Origin of the sequence: Agrobacterium sp. ST15.16.055 (assembly GCF_027956555.1) — a bacterium.
GTDB classification, from domain to species: Bacteria; Pseudomonadota; Alphaproteobacteria; order Rhizobiales; family Rhizobiaceae; genus Agrobacterium; species Agrobacterium salinitolerans.
This window is the reverse complement of sequence record NZ_JAQKGN010000002.1, coordinates 108,886-124,321: the sequence shown is the minus strand read 5'-3', so window position 1 is coordinate 124,321 and position 15,436 is coordinate 108,886. Positions and strand designations below refer to the sequence as shown.

Genomic DNA, 15,436 nt, shown 5'->3' with positions numbered 1-15,436 from the left:
CGCGGAGAGAGCGCTTCAGTCCTTCGGCATTGCCGGCCGACGCGGCATTTCCAGTTCTCAGCAGGCGATCCGAAACGAAATCGCCAAAACAATTCGCGAAATGCGCCGCCTCGACACCGAGGCGAAGAAGCCAAAGCCACCGCGCCTGCCACCGTCGCGCCAGCCTCCGGGTCAGCGGCCACCCGGTGGCGGATCCGGCGCCTACAACGCGGCAACGCTGATCGGCGGCGGCTACGTAGCCAATCAAGGCCGAAACATTGCGCAGAAGTCGTTCTTCACGGGCGTCGATTTCAACCAGGCTGCCGAGTATCAAGCCGCCCTAGGTGACTTCAAGGGTGAGGACCGCGCAGCCCTCAATCGTCAGGCAGAAAAGATCGGTGGCGACACCCGATTCTCGAACGTCGACGTCGTGCGCGCACAGACCACCATTCTGCAGCGAGGCATTCGTGACTCCAAGCAGATCATGGACCTGACGCAGAAGGTGACGGACTACGCTCTCGCCATGGGCGTGACGCTCGAGGAGGGCGCTGATGCTGTCACCGGCGCGGCGCTCACCAAGCGCATCGACCTCAATGATGCGAAGGCGATCGGCGGCTTCGTCGACTTCATGGTCTGGATGGCGAAGAACGGCGGTATGTCGAACGAGGACGTCAGCCAGTTCATCAAGTACGCTGGCGGGCCCACCACGGGTGCCAAGCTGCCGGATGAATACATGGCCGCCATGGGCATGATCCTGCGCCGCTCTGGCGTGCGCGGGGACGAGGCGGGTGTCTTCGGACGCTCCGCGTCATCGAAGCTCGTGGCGCCCACGCAGAAGGGCCGTGACGCCCTCGCTGCCATGGGTATCGACTTCAACAAGTTCACCGCGATCGACGCCATGAATACCGAGGGCGTCGGGATCATGATGAAAAACAAGTTCGGTGCCCGCCTCACCCCGGAAATGAAATCAGCCGTAGAAGAGCTCATCAACAACGGCGAGTTTACAGACCCGGAGACTGGCGAGAACCGATCGGTGATTTCCGATTCCGGCGAGTTCGTCTCGCAGATGAGCAACATTCTTGCCCCGCTGTTTCAGGACAAGAAGGGCAAGGTTTCGGCACAAGACGCAAAGGCGCTGGCGAAAGCTCTGGGTGATTACCAGAAATACTCGATTGATAGCGTCGATGCGGTCGGGCTCATGAATGCGATTGCCGCATCCGACCCGACGCTGGGCAACCTGAACGCCTTCTTCACTGACAAGCAGGGCGGACGCGCCAACATGATCTTCCAGCAGTGGGGGCTCTTCCAGGAGCTGCTCGACAAAATGCGGAACGTTCCTGGTGGCGTAGCGAACAAGATCGGCACCGAGGCCAACCAAGGCGTCTATGGCGACTGGACCAAGCTGACGGGTACCGTGGAAACCGCCATGCTCCGCATCTCTCAGGATTGGGAGTTCGCGACACGGCCGATCATTCGCACGACGGACTCGATCATAGACCGCTTCACCAATCTTTCGGACGGTACCCGCCGTCTGATTGAGGCGTTCGGCGCTGCGGTCGCGGTCTTCGCAGGCATAGCTGCGGCAAGAGCTGGGACAACCCTTCTTGGTGGCGTCCTTGGTGGTGCGGGCACTAGCGCTGCCACAGGTGGTGCCGCTGCTGCCGCATGGGGCGTTGCCCGGACCGGTGCACGATTCCTTGGGCCGCTCGGTGCCGCTATCGCTGGATGGGAGATCGGCAGCTACCTCGGCAAAGGCGGGCGAGAGCTCGGAACCATTGCCGGTGGCAAGCACTGGATGCCGAAGGATCAGGATGACGCCGCAGATTTGCGAGCGCAGGCGGACGAAAAGCGCCGAAAGATCGCTGAGATCCGCGCCAACTCCAGAATACCGGAGATGGCGAACACCTTGATCCAGCCCCTCCAGCAGGATCTCGACATGCTCGAGAACCGGATCAGGGCGTTCGACCAGCTGCAGGTGAAGCCACAGATCGACTCGAGCAGCATCGACGCCGCTCAGGCGAAGGCAAATCTGCTGAGGGACACGCTCGCGCGCTGGGGCATGGTAGCCGCCAGCCCAGCCGCCACGCCGTCGGCCGGACCGACTCCGCCCGTTTCCGGTGCGAGACGGAGAGGCGGACCCGTTGAAGCCGGGAAAACCTACCGAGTAGGCGAGGCGGGCGAGGAGCGTTTCACGCCTGGTGCCGATGGCTTCATTACACCGAATGACCAGCTGAACGGCGGTGTTTCTGGTGTCGTGCTGCATGCGCCGATCAGCTTGACCTTCCACGGCTCGTCTGCGGCTGACGTCAAGAAGGCCGCGAGTGAAGCCGCAAAAGAGGCAGTCGCAACGCTGACTCAAGAACTTGGACAACGACTTAGGCGTCGAGGGCAAACGACGTTTTCCAACATTCAGTACGGAGACAAATGATGCTCATGGCTTGGGGACCTTACCGGTTCACCGTCCCGAACTACTCGGTCGAGACGCTCCGGCGGTCCATCGAGCCGAGAGTTGAGGCTCAGTCTATTATTGGTGTCGCCCCTTCGCTCCATCGCTTGGGTCCCGGTAATGAAAAGGTCAGCCTGTCATCGACATTCCACCCGCGCCATCTAAACGGGCGCGGGCTGGCGCAACTGGCTGGGGTCAGGGCAGCGGTCAACAATCTCACTCCCTTGCCGCTCGTGCATATCAACGGCGCGGGGCAGAACATCTTCGGTAACTGGATCTGCACATCGATTGAGGATGAGCAGACCACATTCGACACTGCCGGCACGCCGCAAGTGGTCACGGTGTCGATGAGTTTGACCCGGGACGATAAATCCACCGCCCGGTCGATCGCGATGTCAGCGGTTGTCGCAGGTATCGACTTCACAGTGAGGCTCGGGTTCTGATGCCAAAGCCAATGTTTACCCTTTCCGCGAACGGTGTAGATGTCACCTCAAACTTCGCGGGCGCCAACATGACGATGACCATCACCGATTCCGTCGGCATGAAAGCCGACACGCTACAGGTGGTGCTCGACGATCTGGGCGGCATGACGGAAGCGCCTCGCACTGGCGCCGTTCTCAATCCAGTTGGTGGCTATGAAGGGCTGATGCGAGACTTCGGCCTCTTCTCGGTCGACAGTGTCGTCTACGACGGATGGCCTCAGAAGATCACCATCGATGCTAAGTCGGTGGCGGCGAAATCGGCGGCCAAGCAGCGCGAGCCAAAGGCATATCCGGAGAAGGATTACCCCACCTACGGGGATATCTTCTCCGAGGTCGCAAAGCGGATCGGAGTGCAGCTGAAGATCTCAGCGGAGATTAAGTCGAAGAAGAACATCTACGAGGCGCAGTCCGACGAAAACTCGCTCGAGTTCACGATGCGCATCGGCGAAAAACTGAATGCGTCCGTTTCGATCAAGGCCGGCAACATGGTCGTGGTGAAGAAGGGGGCTGGCCTAAGCGTCAGCGGTGGGCCGCTCGGGATCATCACCATCTCGAATGGCTTCAACCTGCTGTCCTATTCGGTCACCGAGAAAGACGAGCCGAGGCACAAGGAGGTCGAGGCCACTTACTTCGATCGCAAGAAGAATAAGCGGGAAATCGTCACGGTGCAGACCGGGATGGATGGTCCGAAGTTCCTCATGCGCACCCCCTTTCAAGATGAAGACGAGGCCAAGGCTGCGGCAGAGTCGCACGCCAAGGAGCTGCTCCGTATGCGCGGGGACGCCACGTTTGAAATCGACGGAGATCCATTCGCGATGGCGGAAGCCTGGGCGATCGTCTCTGGGTGCCGCACGCGGGTGGACGGGGTCTGGTGGGCAAAGACTGTCACACACCAGTTCTCGGCCGACGGCCCTTATAGGAACTCAATTCAATGCGGGGCAGCGCCGGAAAACGCGGAGACAGAAGCGGGTAGCAACGGATCGAAGTCGGTCAGCGGCAGCGGAGGCACATGGCAAGAAGCCGGAGTGCCCCAGCAAACCACGGGCGGCAGTGCCGTTGCGTAGATGAATGAGGAGCCCCATGAGAGGCCAGCTGATCACGGGCGCCGACGGCGGCGTGCTCTACGTCACCATCGACGGAGACATGGTCGACCAGATCGCCCACGAATATTACGGCAAGCACGAGCGCCACACGGAGGAGCTCTACGGGGCTAACCCGGAACTCGCCGACCTGAACAACGTGCTCCCGGCCGGGGTCGTTGTAAAGCTTCCCGCTTTGCCGAAACAGGAAACACCGAAGCCCTTCCGTAAGCTTTGGGATTGATCACCGAGCGCCTTGCGTTCCAAGCCCCGCGCCCCACGGCCGGGGCTTTTTCTTTGAAGGTAACTCCGATGAATTTCACTGGCACAGGCACAAAGCTGGCGGCCACCGACTTTTCGCGCGCAGCGAAGACGATCGGCTGCGAGACTGCTGTGGTTCAAGCTGTCGTTTCTGTCGAGGCGGCCGGCTCCGGCTTCGACGCAAAGAACCGACTGAAGATCCTCCCCGAACCGCATTACTTCTACAAGCTCCTCACGGGCACGCAGCGAGCCGAAGCCGTCAAGCTTGGCCTGGCCTATCCGAAATGGGGTGAGCAGCCCTACGACAAGTCGCAAGATTTGCGTTACCAGCGGCTGGCCCGCATGGTGACGATTGACCTTGAGACCGCGCTCGATAGCTGCTCATGGGGGCTCGGGCAGATCATGGGCGCCAACGCCGAGGTCTGCGGCTACAGCAGCGCCAGGGACATGGTGACCTCTTTCCTTCGTGGCGAGGGCGCGCAGCTGGACGGGATCGTCGGCTTCATCATCGGTAACGGCCTGGCGAGTGCGATGGTCCGCAAGGACTGGAAAGCGATCGCCCACGGTTATAACGGCTCTGGGTACGCCAAGAACCAGTATGATCTCAAGCTCGAGAAGGCATATCGCAGCTTTGCTACCGGCAAGCCAGCCGCCGCCGATCCTCTTGCTGATGGCATCCTGTCGATCGGTGATGTCGGGGCGGTGGTAGTCGAGCTCCAGAACGTCCTGACTGCCCGAGGCTTCAGCACGGGCGGGACCGACGGTGCCTTCGGCAGGCTCACGGATCAAGCCGTCCGCCAGTACCAGAAGAAGCACAAGCTCTCCGTCGACGGGAAGGTCGGACGCAACACGGGCCGCGCACTTGGCCTGGCCTGGGCCGCCTGAGCAGACCCTCAACCTCTCTCTCGAAACGAGGAAAAACAATCATGCAGCGAATCTACTATTACATCGCGATCGCGTTGGCGGTCACCTGCATCGGGGCTTTCATCCTGTCTCCGGCGTTTGCCCAGGACGCCGCTCCGGTGATCGCGCCATCTTCTTTCTGGTACGAGCTCTGGCTGATCGTTCAACCGATTGCGGTTATGTTCGTGGCGACCGTCGGGCCCGTGATGGTTACATGGATCGGTGCCCGCTTGATCGCCCTCTTGAAGATCACGGACGAAAAGCAGCGCGTGGAGATTGAGGTGCAGCTACGCACGGCGTTGCATCAATCGGCGCTGAACGCGCTGAAATTCGCCGCCGCCAGAATGGGCGTTCCCGTTACTTTGACGGGAGCGTCGGGTCAGTTGGTCACCATGGCTGCGGATTACGTCCGCGAGAAAAACCCTGAGGCTTTAAGCAAGTTGGGTGTCGATCAAAAAGCCCTTGAAGAAATCATTCTATCGAAAATCCCGGACCTTGTGCGGGTGGCTAAATAGCCGCCCGCATGTATCTGGTTTCATTACGAACAGGCCGCGGAATGGCAGGGATCTACCAAATGAGCGATGACGCACCAGAGAAGATGGTGGAGCTGCCAGAGAAGACTAGAGCGTTTCTCGCCGGCCTCCGTCCAGACGAGTTGAAAACCCTTGAAGCGATCATTGAGATGCCCGCCGAGGATGTTCGAGAGGGCTTCCGGATGGTCCGAGATATCCGGACCGTAGGCAAGTTCATGCGGTGGCTATTGGTATCGATGATAGCCCTCTTCGTGGGCTCCATCATGCTCTACGAGAATATCCAGAAAGCCATTGGCTACCTTAAGGGAGGGCCGACACCATGAAGCGTATCCTATGGAAAGTGATAGGCATCGGCGTTTTTGCGCTAGCTGGCGTCGGGTCGGTGAACCTCGGGATCTGGGTCGCAGATCGGGACCCGCCAATAATCTACGAGGACGCCAAAGCGCTGTCGCCCTCGGTGGAGCAGGGGGGCACAATTGAGATTGAGTTCTCTGTCTTTCGGACGCGCATCTGCCCACTTATTGCCAAGCGCTGGCTCACGGACTCGGCCAAGGAACGGCATAACATTCCACAGTTCACGACGGGGCTTCGGTTGCTGGCGGGGCGAGAGACTTATCGAAGGTCGATCACTGTTCCGCAGGCTGCAGCCGCGGGGCCAGCCGAGTATCGTGTGACCCTGGAGTACGTCTGCAACCCTCTGCAGAAGTTTCTCGGGCCAATTGTCGTAACTTCACCGCCGGTCCGGTTCACCGTGCTGCCGGGGCGTTTCGTGGTGTCGCCGCCAGCGTAGATAAATCAGGAAGCTTTGCTTTGGCCCCGGCGCGCTCGCGTCGGGGCATTTTTTGTGCCCGAAATTCCCGGAACCCTGCGAACATTTTGTAAAGGCTTCGTCGGTACGCTTGGCCCATGAAGAAGCCAAGAACCAGCAAGCCTCTTCTGAGGCACGACGACCCGCTCCGCTCGCGGCCACGACGGCGTAGAGATCCGGCCCAGCCAAACCTCTCGCTCGATCCGATGCCTGCGCGCGTTGAGCCCGCTCTTGCGCTTCTGAAGCAAAAGCCTCCAGCTGGCGACAAGTGGGGCTGGGAAATAAAATGGGACGGCTATCGGATCGCGATCCACGCGGACGGTTCTGGCGTCAGGATATTGACACGCGGCGGTTATGACTGGGTCGCACGGTTCCCGGCTATAGAGCAAGCGGCGCGCGATCTCGGGCCCGCGTCATTCATCATCGACGGCGAAGCGGTTGTCCTGGATGAGCAGGGGCGCTCGGATTTCAACGCGCTCCAGAATAGCTTGGGTGCTGTTGGCGCACGGAGCGGCAAGAAGGTAGCGGGGGATGCCATCCTCTATGCATTCGACCTCCTTTATCACGACGGCCACGATCTGCGTGAACTGCCGTATAGAAGCCGCCGGCACCTCCTTGAGCAAATGCTAACGGGCTTCGATGGCTCCATCCGGATTTCAGAAGAGGTGGAGACGGACAATCCCGTTCTGATGTTGGAACACGCGTGCCGTCTCGGTCTTGAGGGAATTATCGGCAAGGACCGAAACAGTCCCTACCGGAGCGGGAGAACCGGCGACTGGATCAAGGTGAAATGCGTCCAGTCCGAGCCGTTCATGATTGTCGGCTACGAGCCATCCATGTCCGCCAGCGGCGGCTTTGCATCGCTGTTGCTGGCCGCCTATGACGGCGACGAGCTGCGATATGTGGGGAGTGTTGGCACGGGCTTTAAGGAACGTGCGGCGATTGAGTTGCGCCGTATGTTCGACAAGCTGCCGTGGAAGAAAAAGAAACCGCCTGTGGGCTACGGTGGCCGGCGTGAGGTCGTGTGGCTTCAGCCCACTCTAATTGCGGAGATCGAGTTTCGGCAGATAACCCCGGATCGAAAGCTTCGCCACGCGGCCTACAAAGGTCTTCGGGAGAGGCAGGATAACGCCGACGTGTATCGGTTTGATCAAGCTGCTTCCTAATTTGTGTAATCTGGGGGCATGAGCGAATTTAAGATCGAACCGGTTTCTGTGCTCTGGGGGGATTTTGAAACCCTCGAGACTGTCACCGACTTAGCGCGATTTCTCCTCGACCACTGGCCCGGCAGTGTGGAAGCAGAAGCTTACATTACTGCGCTTATGGTGTGCGCTGCGGTTTTGGAGAATGGCCTGGATGATAGGCCCGAGGACGCGCGCGAGGCCTTCGTTGACGCCGCACATGAGGCGGGTCTATCGGTCTCCCCAGATGACGATGGACCCGAATTCGGCGACATGGGTACCTGAGGGCAGAGAGCGCTCTGAACATATACCTCTAGGGGATTCAAAACAAAAAGAAATCCGTCGGAATGGATAGCGCAGACAGGCCAGATTAGCGCCTGATTCGTATAGCTAAGAGATTGAATCAGAAAAGTATTTCTCTTTTTTATGGGGATTTTTATCGAAATATTAACGATGTTTGGTACAATGGCGACCATCTTAAGAGGGTTTGCCGATGGCTGAAACTTCAATCGAATGGACTGACGCGACATGGAACCCTGTGGCGGGTTGCACGATCCTCACTGCAGGATGCACAAACTGCTACGCGATGCGTATGGCCGCACGGCTCGAAGCTATGGGGCAGGAAAAATACACTGGCTTGACTAGGAAGAGTGGGGGCCGCGCGAAGTGGACCGGTAAGATTACGCTCGACTGGAAAGCACTTGATATCCCTGCGAAATGGTCAAAGCCACGGCTTGTCTTCGTTAACTCTATGTCGGATCTGTTTCACAGTGACGTTCCTGTAGATTTCATCGCCGCCGTGTGGAAGACGATGGAGGCCACGCCTAGACACACGTACCAGATATTAACGAAGCGGCCAGACCGAATGGCTGAAATCTTGCCAGGAAGGGAGTTCAAAGTCCTTCCAAATGTCTGGCTGGGAACGAGCGTAGAAGACGGGCGCGTTCTTCATCGTTTGGATGAGCTTCGAGCAGTTCCAGCAGCTGTGAGATTCGCGTCTTTTGAGCCACTGATTGGATCGGTTTCTGGCGCAAGTTTAGATGGCATTCACTGGGCGATCGTTGGCGGGGAGTCTGGCCCGCAGTCTCGCCACATGGATCCCGTTTGGGTACACGAAATCGAGCGCATGTGTCGAGACTATGGGACAGCGTTTTTCTTCAAGCAGTGGGGCGGTCGAAACAAAAAAGCGGCCGGCCGCGAACTCAACGGCCGGACCTACGACGAGATGCCGGCTTCGGCGCAAATTTCCTATTGACGTAACGGACAAATTTTTCCGCCAGTTCGGTGGCCTTCGGATGTTTATTGGCCACCGCCAAGAATAGCGAGAAGGTATGGCCGCTGTGTGGTGTCAGGATCGGAAGAGGATCTGATACAAAGGCAAATTCGTCCTCCAAGAGCCGCTTAAACCACTTGTCTATCTGATCCTTTGTTATTGTGCGTTTTGCTGACGGCGACTTGAGGGCAACGTCAAACCCTCCAAACATATCGGTCTGGCCATGCTCTTCCTCAGGCTGAATTGCATAAAGCTCTCGCCAGCGCGGGCTTAAAACCCTGTCGAGTGCAGCGTCTTTATTTCCAACGCCTTGGAAATCGTGAGACAGTTGGCGGATAATCGCCTGAACGTTGAAGAAGTACCAGATATCAAGACATTCGGATGCAGCGAGGGCCTGAAGCGTCGACCAGTCTACCTGCATTGAGAAGGGGTCTAAAAACACGACACCGCGTGACATGCTTCTAGCCTTACGCGTCCAGGGCATGTTGCTGACCATTTGCAGCAACTGTGAATTTGCGTCGCCATGCAGAACTTGAATATCCACACCGGGATATTCGTCCTTTACCGCCTCTAGTGATTTTACCCGGTTTGGGTCTTTTTCGATGAAAATGAAATGGCGGAAGGGCGGCTTGATCTTAAGTGCCCGGCGCGCAGACCCATCGAGGGTTTCTATAATCGTCTCAAGCGGGGCACCTTCGAGAAGGCCGCCTATTTGACGCTCCGCCTCTCGATCCCCCGATCCGGCATATGCATCAATATACCAGATATCCATATTTTTTGGTGTTAATGCATTGGTGTAACATTGTAGGTAGTATTCAACCGCGTCGAGCTTCACTTCGGACCAAGGTCCGCCGTATTTGTGTGCCATTGCCCCTCCCGCCAGATTAAGGCTGATTCTTAACTTCTTTCCGTTTCATTCAATTAAGCTCATCTTAGAGGCCCCACTTAGTTCGAACGACATTCGCTATTGCATTTGAAGATGCAGGAGGCCAAGCCAGCGTCGGCGCATAGTCAACGCTCGCGGCGTATTTGCTGAAAAGTGGGGTATGAGAAGGTTCCGGAGATACAATCAGAATGCCATTCAGCGTCCAGCCATGTGCAAGAAACGCTGAGATATATGCGTCCGCATCGAACATCGCTCTAGAGGTTCCTAGGTGCCTTAGAGCTATCATCAGATGCGTTGCATTGGGATTGGATGCAGAAATTTGCGCTATGATCTGTGCAGGGCTGTGTGCTGTGCCTTCCTGAGGAGCGCTTGTCACAACACACATACTCTGCTTACGCCCCAGAACATCGACTTCCCATGACGGCTTCATGCCGTAGGCGCCAGTAAGCGACCTAATTGTCGAGGATTTTCGCCAGTTCCCTGCTCCAACTACTGCCCAAAACTCCACTCAGTGTCCCTTTCGATGTCTGTGCATTTGCCAGCGAGACCAGAGCTAACTGCCGGACCAATATCCCAAAATCGCTGAGTATTAATGGCAATGATAGCCGCCGCGTTTCCGATCATTATGGCAGCCGTTCTTGTCCAGGCCCCCACCATGCGCATATGCATGCCACGCGGGCGAAGCAAGCAAGGCCACGGCCAAAACCAATCTAAGTATTTTCAACGAAGAATCCCGAGTCCCAGATAGCGTGAGAAAAACACGCAAAGAGATTGGAGTCGAGTCTACTCAACTAAAATTTTTATTATGTCGGTTCGATGAACTCTTGCGATTTCGCGCATCCTCTGGAGATCTCATGCCGTGGGGACAAGTAGCGCGGCTGGGCTCTGAAGAGTCAGTCGCGTACGACATTCAAGACCGGTGGAGCGCCTTCGGCTCTGAATGTTTTGAGGTCCACCTGCGTCAACGGCCCGCGTGACGTCATCATCGCCAAGGTAGAGACTTCTACGTCGAGGCCGGTCTTGTGGATTTCTTTGATGGCATCATTCAATTGGCGCAGCGCTGTAGCCAGGCGCTGCTCAGCGTTCTTCTGGCGAGTGATGCGGGTTATCATCTGGGTGGCTCCTTGTGCGGATAGTGTTCCCAGCAATGCCAGGATGACTTTTCAACTTTGTTTCGGCTAAAGCCGAAGCCACCCCATTTACGACACCCCGGATGCTCACACCAGTGGTTCTCGTGGATGCCGTCGCCGGCCTTGTTGGTCTGGTCGCTCATAGCAGGGAACCTTGCTCTTTCTGCTCCTCGACAGGCAGCAGCACAAGCCCTTCGTCAGGCAATGGGCGTTGTAGTGCCTTGGCTTCCTCCCATGGCGCGGTCAGCCACGTTTCTATCTCATCCTTACTCGTGAGAATGACCGGCATCGCCTTCGGGTGGATCGGCTTCACAATGCTGTTGGGATCGGTTGTGAGGAATGCAAACAGCTGATGGTCTCCCTCGCGCGGGTTCTTCATCGAGCCGCGCACGCCGTGCCAGTCGGTCCAAATGCCAGCAAAGAAGGCGAGGGGCGTCTCCTCATTCAGCGCAAACCAACGCTTTGTTTTCCGCGGCTTGGTATCCTCCCACTCGCAGAAGGTCGTCCACGGTACCACGCAGCGGTTCTCTGGACGAAGCCATCGGCGCCAGTGCGGCGATGTCACGTTGCGGATATTGGTCACGCCTGTATCTGGCTTTCCCTGCGTAACGAACTGAGGCGACGGCATGCCCCACGTCAGCCCTGCAAGCTCCCGGCCGGTATCGCTGTTGCGCACCACTGGCGCCGGTCGATCAGGATAGACCTCGACATCCGGCTCCAGATTGAGCCGCTCCTGCATCGTGCCGACGATATCGCGGATTGATTCCTGATTGGTCTTCACGCGGTATAGATTACACATGCTCACCTCGGCATCTTGGCTATGGTGATCTTCACATCACCCTTGACGTTGCATCTTTTGCATTTCAGTCGCTTGGCTATCTGGTCCACCGTCGTGTCGGTCTTGGCTGCACGGTTCAGTTGCCATTGCGGGATATTGGAAACGTGGCCGCAGTAGTTGCACTTGGCAACGACAATCTCCCAGTTTCGAATTTCCTTCACCTTCACGGCTGGTGGCTTCGCCTGCTTCAGAACGTCGATGATGCTGCCAGAGCGGGTGTGATACCTGAGCATGCAGCGGCCGGAGTAACCCTCCATCGGCTTTGCGCATTTGATCACCTTCTGAGAAATGTGGCGAAGCATCGTAGGCATGGACAGGTCGCCGAACTCAATCATCAGCTCTGCCGAGCTCACGAATTTTAAGAGCTCGCATTCCTCACATAAGACGCCTACCGGCTCACCGCCGTAATCCGACAGCAGGTAAACTCCTTTGTCAGGCATATTCATTTCCATTATTCGAAGTTCGACGGCACGACCCGTCGTCGTGCTATTCCATCTCGGGGACGCTGCCCCGCTTAAATAGCACCGTCGGCTCTCCGTATTCCCCGATGTTCGGGTCGGCTTCTCGCGACCATGCGATAACGCCGGAATACTGGTCGGCCATCAGGCGAGCATCTCGCTTCGCCCGCTCCTCTGTTTCCACCTGCCGAGGCTCGAACGCCGGCAAGAGGTAGCCATCCTCATCCTGATTAAAGGCCGCGAGGACAATCAACCTTGCTTTTCCAGCCATGCTTCATCTCCCGAAAACGCAGTACGATGTTCTGATTATGTTCTCGTTTTGCGAGGAGTCAAGATTTTGCGGACAACCTGTCCGAAGTCGTGATAGGTTGCCGCCGCATCAGAGCCTGGCCGACCGCGTTTTGATGCACAAAACGCACCACAAATCGCACCACATAATGGGAAGTTGAATGGCAAAAAGTGAAGTCAATTCAATGCGCGGTATGGGAGTTGGATTCCCGCTACCCGCTCCAGCGACTCTTCCCATCATCACTCGATCTTCTTTTACGCTTATTTCGTCGCCCTGTTTTTTTCGGCGGAAACATGCGCCCGTCTTTGGGCACTTTTCGACTGTTGACACTTTTCAGCTGTGGGATGGCGTTCCGCCTGCGCGTTGCGATGGGGTCTGACTCTGTGGGTTTTGGCCATGCTCAATCGTCTTCAGTATGCCTCAAGGGCAGACTGGATTCGCAGTTTTTCCGCGTCCAGCTCGCTCAACCGTCCCATATGGGCCGTAATTTCCTCAAAGACCGAGGTCCGGTCCGTTTGCGACAAGCGCTCAACATGGCGCAGGGCGGAAATCACCTCGATCAGGTCAAGTCGCTCCTGCTCCAGCTTTTCCAGATTCCATAACATCGCGTTTTCCCCGTTGGCAGCTGCATGAACGGCTTGCGGGGATAAGGGTTCAGATCAATAGAATTTAAGGTAAATTTTATCTTCCCCGCATCGGCCCGGCTGGAGATCCAGCCCAGGCCTCGGTCTTTTCAATAGGGCGAGCGGCATTGCGTTCGTGTCCCGGCAGGCGCCATATAGCTGTTATCCGTGGGGTGGTAGGACGTGTAACGCGCCGCACACCATTTTATATGGTTGATCTCAGCTGGCGACAAGGCGTAGCCGTTGGACACGGCCTCTTCACCTTTGCCCGCTGCAAAGGCAGAGGCGGGATAGCCTCGCTCATCTGAAGCCTGTGCCTGAAATTTGTAGGCCGGCGGTATGAGGCTCAGCGCGTTGGCGGGAACGACCGCAGCGGCAGATATCGCGACGCCAAGAGCGAGCGCGGAGATGGTCTTCGGCATCCTCAACATCGATAAATCCTCGTTATTCGTTCGGTATGCTAACGAAAACTTAGGAAATTCGTTCCGCTGGAGGCTTGACGTCACACGAAGACGTGATTCTGCGACGTCGGCTTCATCGGGAAAACGCTGTCCGCGATGAGCGCGTTTTATGCCCGTTCAACCGGACTTTGTATCCGTGCCGCACGGCTCGTTGACAAGCGCAAAATCCGGTCGGATAGTCGCCCGGCAATCATGCAAACGGGAGCCTTCAATGTTTAACAGGGTTGTCATTCTCTCATCCTTTGCGCTGCTGACATCGGCGGCGTTTGTCTCCCCCGCAGCCGCACTCACCATGAAGGAGTGCAGCGCGAAATATCAGGCGGCGAAAGCCGACGGGTCTGCCAAGGACGTCAAGTGGAACGACTATCGCGCCAAGTTCTGCGGCAGCGAGGCGGCAGCCGAGGATGCGGCCGACGACAAGCAGGTCGCGGCCACGACAGAAAAAGAGCCCGAAAAAGCGACGATAAAAGCTCCCAGGGGCGTCGCTTTTCCGCGTGCGGTCGATAAGAAATATTCAAGCGAGACGCCCGCAAAGGCACGCCTGAAAACCTGTGCCGACTCTTACCACAAGAACAAGAATGACGGCACGCTCGGCGATCTGAAATGGATCCAGAAGGGCGGCGGCTACTGGAGCCTGTGCAACACGGCCCTGAAGAGCTGAGACAGGCGGGCGGCTGGCCAAGTACCGCCGGCATTGGCGCGTTATCCGACACGGCTTCGGATAACGCGTTAGTCGTTGGGTCGCGATCGTTTCCCTTGGGCCTTTTTCCCTGCCGCCATTGGCCGGCAGATGCGGATAACGCATCTTGTCCGCGATCAAGACTTGTCGCGGATCAGTCCGTTTCTTGACGGTGGGAAATCCGTGGCTGGGAGCAACCCCGTTTTCGGGCGGGTAAAATCTGCGAATGGCTTGCGATTCAGTCTCTTGATAGAAAGATCTGATGCTGCGGGTCGATCCGCAGCCAGCAATTCAACGGCTGCGGCTGTCCGATGACGGTTCGCTGGCAATGTGGGCTGATGACCAGACGATTTCGAAACTATCTCACCGTGCTGGCCATATCGCTGTTGATGTGGACGGTGATCCTTGGCGTGGTTTATTGGCTGTTTCGATAGTTTTTACCAGGCCTACCGGCCTGAATGAAACCGCCGCAAGGCTTGTTTGGCGAGAAAGCCCCAGGTTCGCCTATGAGGCCGATATTCCCAAAAAATTTGAGGTGTTGAGAGACGGCCGCCCCATTTCGGCTTTGCTGGCGTGCCGCTATGGTTCGGTGAAATCAGGAAAGGGTCATCATGAAAAAATCCGTTGCCGCGACATGCCTTGCAGCTTTCTCCACGTCGATTGCGACCGGCGCCATGGCTGAAGACCTGGTGATTCCGCTTCCGAAAGACACGACGGTCGAAAAGGTTGAGACCGTCTACCAATGCGCTGCCGACAAGGTGGAGGCCGTCTATTTCAATGCCGGTGAGATCAGCCTCGTTCGGCTGGGGCTGAAGGATGGCGTCACCGTTGCCGCAAATGTCATTTCCGGCTCGGGAGCGAAATATCAGGGCGGCATGTATGTCTGGTGGTCGAAGGGTGATGAGGCGGATCTTTACGATCTGATGGCCGATCCGCAGATGAAGCAGCCGGTTCATTGCATCGAGACCAAAAAAACCTAAACGTTTGCTTGTTTCCGCAAAGGAGCGGCGGCAGGGCGGTTTGTGACAACCTTGCCTGCCGCCGGTCAGCGTGGAAGTGCGCGCGCGGCGCGTTCAGCCAAGAACGAGCGACGCAAGAAGCGCCAGCAGGATGAGAGAACTGGCGAC

Annotated in this window: 22 protein-coding genes; 14 read left to right on the top strand and 8 right to left on the bottom strand. The window is 57.3% G+C overall.

Features of this window, described 5'->3' with window-relative positions; translation table 11 throughout:
- The first annotated feature begins 100 nt into the window (after positions 1-100).
- From PL599_RS03705 to PL599_RS03655, 11 genes are all read left to right on the top strand, one after another.
- Positions 101-2,407, top strand: coding sequence for a phage tail tape measure protein (locus PL599_RS03705; RefSeq protein WP_416372314.1), 2,307 nt, complete (start codon positions 101-103; stop codon positions 2,405-2,407).
- A complete protein-coding gene (locus PL599_RS03700; protein ID WP_271358840.1) occupies positions 2,407-2,868 on the top strand; it encodes a phage tail protein in 462 nt (153 codons plus the stop codon). Before PL599_RS03705 ends, PL599_RS03700 begins: the two co-directional genes overlap by 1 nt.
- Positions 2,869-2,936: 68 nt before the next feature.
- Complete coding sequence (locus PL599_RS03695; RefSeq protein WP_271358839.1) at positions 2,937-3,971, top strand: phage late control D family protein; 1,035 nt, start codon at positions 2,937-2,939, stop codon at positions 3,969-3,971.
- A 16-nt stretch (positions 3,972-3,987) separates the two neighbouring features.
- Entirely contained in the window at positions 3,988-4,230 is a 243-nt protein-coding gene (locus tag PL599_RS03690) for a tail protein X (protein ID WP_271358838.1), read from the top strand.
- 68 nt (positions 4,231-4,298) lie between these two features.
- Entirely contained in the window at positions 4,299-5,132 is an 834-nt protein-coding gene (locus PL599_RS03685; protein ID WP_271358837.1) for an N-acetylmuramidase domain-containing protein, read from the top strand.
- Between the two features lie 41 nt (positions 5,133-5,173).
- Positions 5,174-5,665, top strand: a complete 492-nt coding sequence (locus tag PL599_RS03680; protein WP_271358836.1) for a hypothetical protein — start codon at positions 5,174-5,176, stop codon at positions 5,663-5,665.
- A gap of 59 nt (positions 5,666-5,724) precedes the next feature.
- Positions 5,725-6,006 (top strand): hypothetical protein, encoded by a 282-nt coding sequence (locus tag PL599_RS03675; RefSeq protein ID WP_162749581.1) that lies wholly within the window; start codon positions 5,725-5,727, stop codon positions 6,004-6,006.
- Entirely contained in the window at positions 6,003-6,473 is a 471-nt protein-coding gene (locus PL599_RS03670; RefSeq protein WP_271358833.1) for a hypothetical protein, read from the top strand. Before PL599_RS03675 ends, PL599_RS03670 begins: the two co-directional genes overlap by 4 nt.
- Before the next feature lie 116 nt (positions 6,474-6,589).
- Entirely contained in the window at positions 6,590-7,657 is a 1,068-nt protein-coding gene (gene ligD / locus PL599_RS03665) for a non-homologous end-joining DNA ligase (RefSeq protein WP_271358832.1), read from the top strand.
- 18 nt (positions 7,658-7,675) lie between these two features.
- On the top strand, positions 7,676-7,957 hold the full coding sequence (locus tag PL599_RS03660) for a DUF982 domain-containing protein (RefSeq protein ID WP_271358830.1): 282 nt from the start codon (positions 7,676-7,678) through the stop codon (positions 7,955-7,957).
- A 208-nt stretch (positions 7,958-8,165) separates the two neighbouring features.
- Entirely contained in the window at positions 8,166-8,927 is a 762-nt protein-coding gene (locus tag PL599_RS03655) for a DUF5131 family protein (protein WP_271358828.1), read from the top strand.
- Here the strand turns inward: PL599_RS03655 and tcmP are convergent.
- From tcmP to PL599_RS03615, 8 genes are all read right to left on the bottom strand, one after another.
- Positions 8,875-9,813, bottom strand: coding sequence for a three-Cys-motif partner protein TcmP (gene tcmP, locus PL599_RS03650; protein ID WP_271358826.1), 939 nt, complete (start codon positions 9,811-9,813; stop codon positions 8,875-8,877). The genes PL599_RS03655 and tcmP overlap by 53 nt on opposite strands.
- A 607-nt stretch (positions 9,814-10,420) precedes the next feature.
- A complete protein-coding gene (locus tag PL599_RS03645) occupies positions 10,421-10,528 on the bottom strand; it encodes a YHYH domain-containing protein (protein ID WP_271358938.1) in 108 nt (35 codons plus the stop codon).
- Between the two features lie 196 nt (positions 10,529-10,724).
- Positions 10,725-10,943: a hypothetical protein gene (locus PL599_RS03640; protein ID WP_271358824.1), complete on the bottom strand. Its 219-nt coding sequence runs from the start codon at positions 10,941-10,943 to the stop codon at positions 10,725-10,727.
- Positions 10,944-11,100: 157 nt separating this feature from the next.
- Positions 11,101-11,760, bottom strand: a complete 660-nt coding sequence (locus tag PL599_RS03635; RefSeq protein ID WP_271358822.1) for an SOS response-associated peptidase — start codon at positions 11,758-11,760, stop codon at positions 11,101-11,103.
- A 2-nt stretch (positions 11,761-11,762) separates the two neighbouring features.
- Positions 11,763-12,239, bottom strand: a complete 477-nt coding sequence (locus PL599_RS03630; protein WP_271358820.1) for a hypothetical protein — start codon at positions 12,237-12,239, stop codon at positions 11,763-11,765.
- Positions 12,240-12,285: 46 nt separating this feature from the next.
- A complete protein-coding gene (locus tag PL599_RS03625) occupies positions 12,286-12,528 on the bottom strand; it encodes a hypothetical protein (RefSeq protein WP_271358818.1) in 243 nt (80 codons plus the stop codon).
- 428 nt (positions 12,529-12,956) lie between these two features.
- A complete protein-coding gene (locus PL599_RS03620) occupies positions 12,957-13,151 on the bottom strand; it encodes a hypothetical protein (RefSeq protein ID WP_269823588.1) in 195 nt (64 codons plus the stop codon).
- A 128-nt stretch (positions 13,152-13,279) separates the two neighbouring features.
- The gene (locus tag PL599_RS03615) at positions 13,280-13,600 is read right to left on the bottom strand and encodes a BA14K family protein (RefSeq protein ID WP_269823587.1); all 321 of its coding nucleotides are present in this window, start codon (positions 13,598-13,600) and stop codon (positions 13,280-13,282) included.
- A gap of 241 nt (positions 13,601-13,841) precedes the next feature.
- Between PL599_RS03615 and PL599_RS03610 the strand changes: the two genes are divergently transcribed.
- The 3 genes from PL599_RS03610 (at position 13,842) to PL599_RS03600 (ending at position 15,289) form a co-directional block, all read left to right on the top strand.
- Entirely contained in the window at positions 13,842-14,291 is a 450-nt protein-coding gene (locus PL599_RS03610; RefSeq protein ID WP_149147271.1) for a hypothetical protein, read from the top strand.
- Positions 14,292-14,571: 280 nt separating this feature from the next.
- The gene (locus PL599_RS03605) at positions 14,572-14,991 is read left to right on the top strand and encodes a hypothetical protein (protein WP_269823586.1); all 420 of its coding nucleotides are present in this window, start codon (positions 14,572-14,574) and stop codon (positions 14,989-14,991) included.
- Entirely contained in the window at positions 14,921-15,289 is a 369-nt protein-coding gene (locus tag PL599_RS03600; protein ID WP_332909355.1) for an MliC family protein, read from the top strand. Before PL599_RS03605 ends, PL599_RS03600 begins: the two co-directional genes overlap by 71 nt.
- Positions 15,290-15,436: the final 147 nt, after the last annotated feature.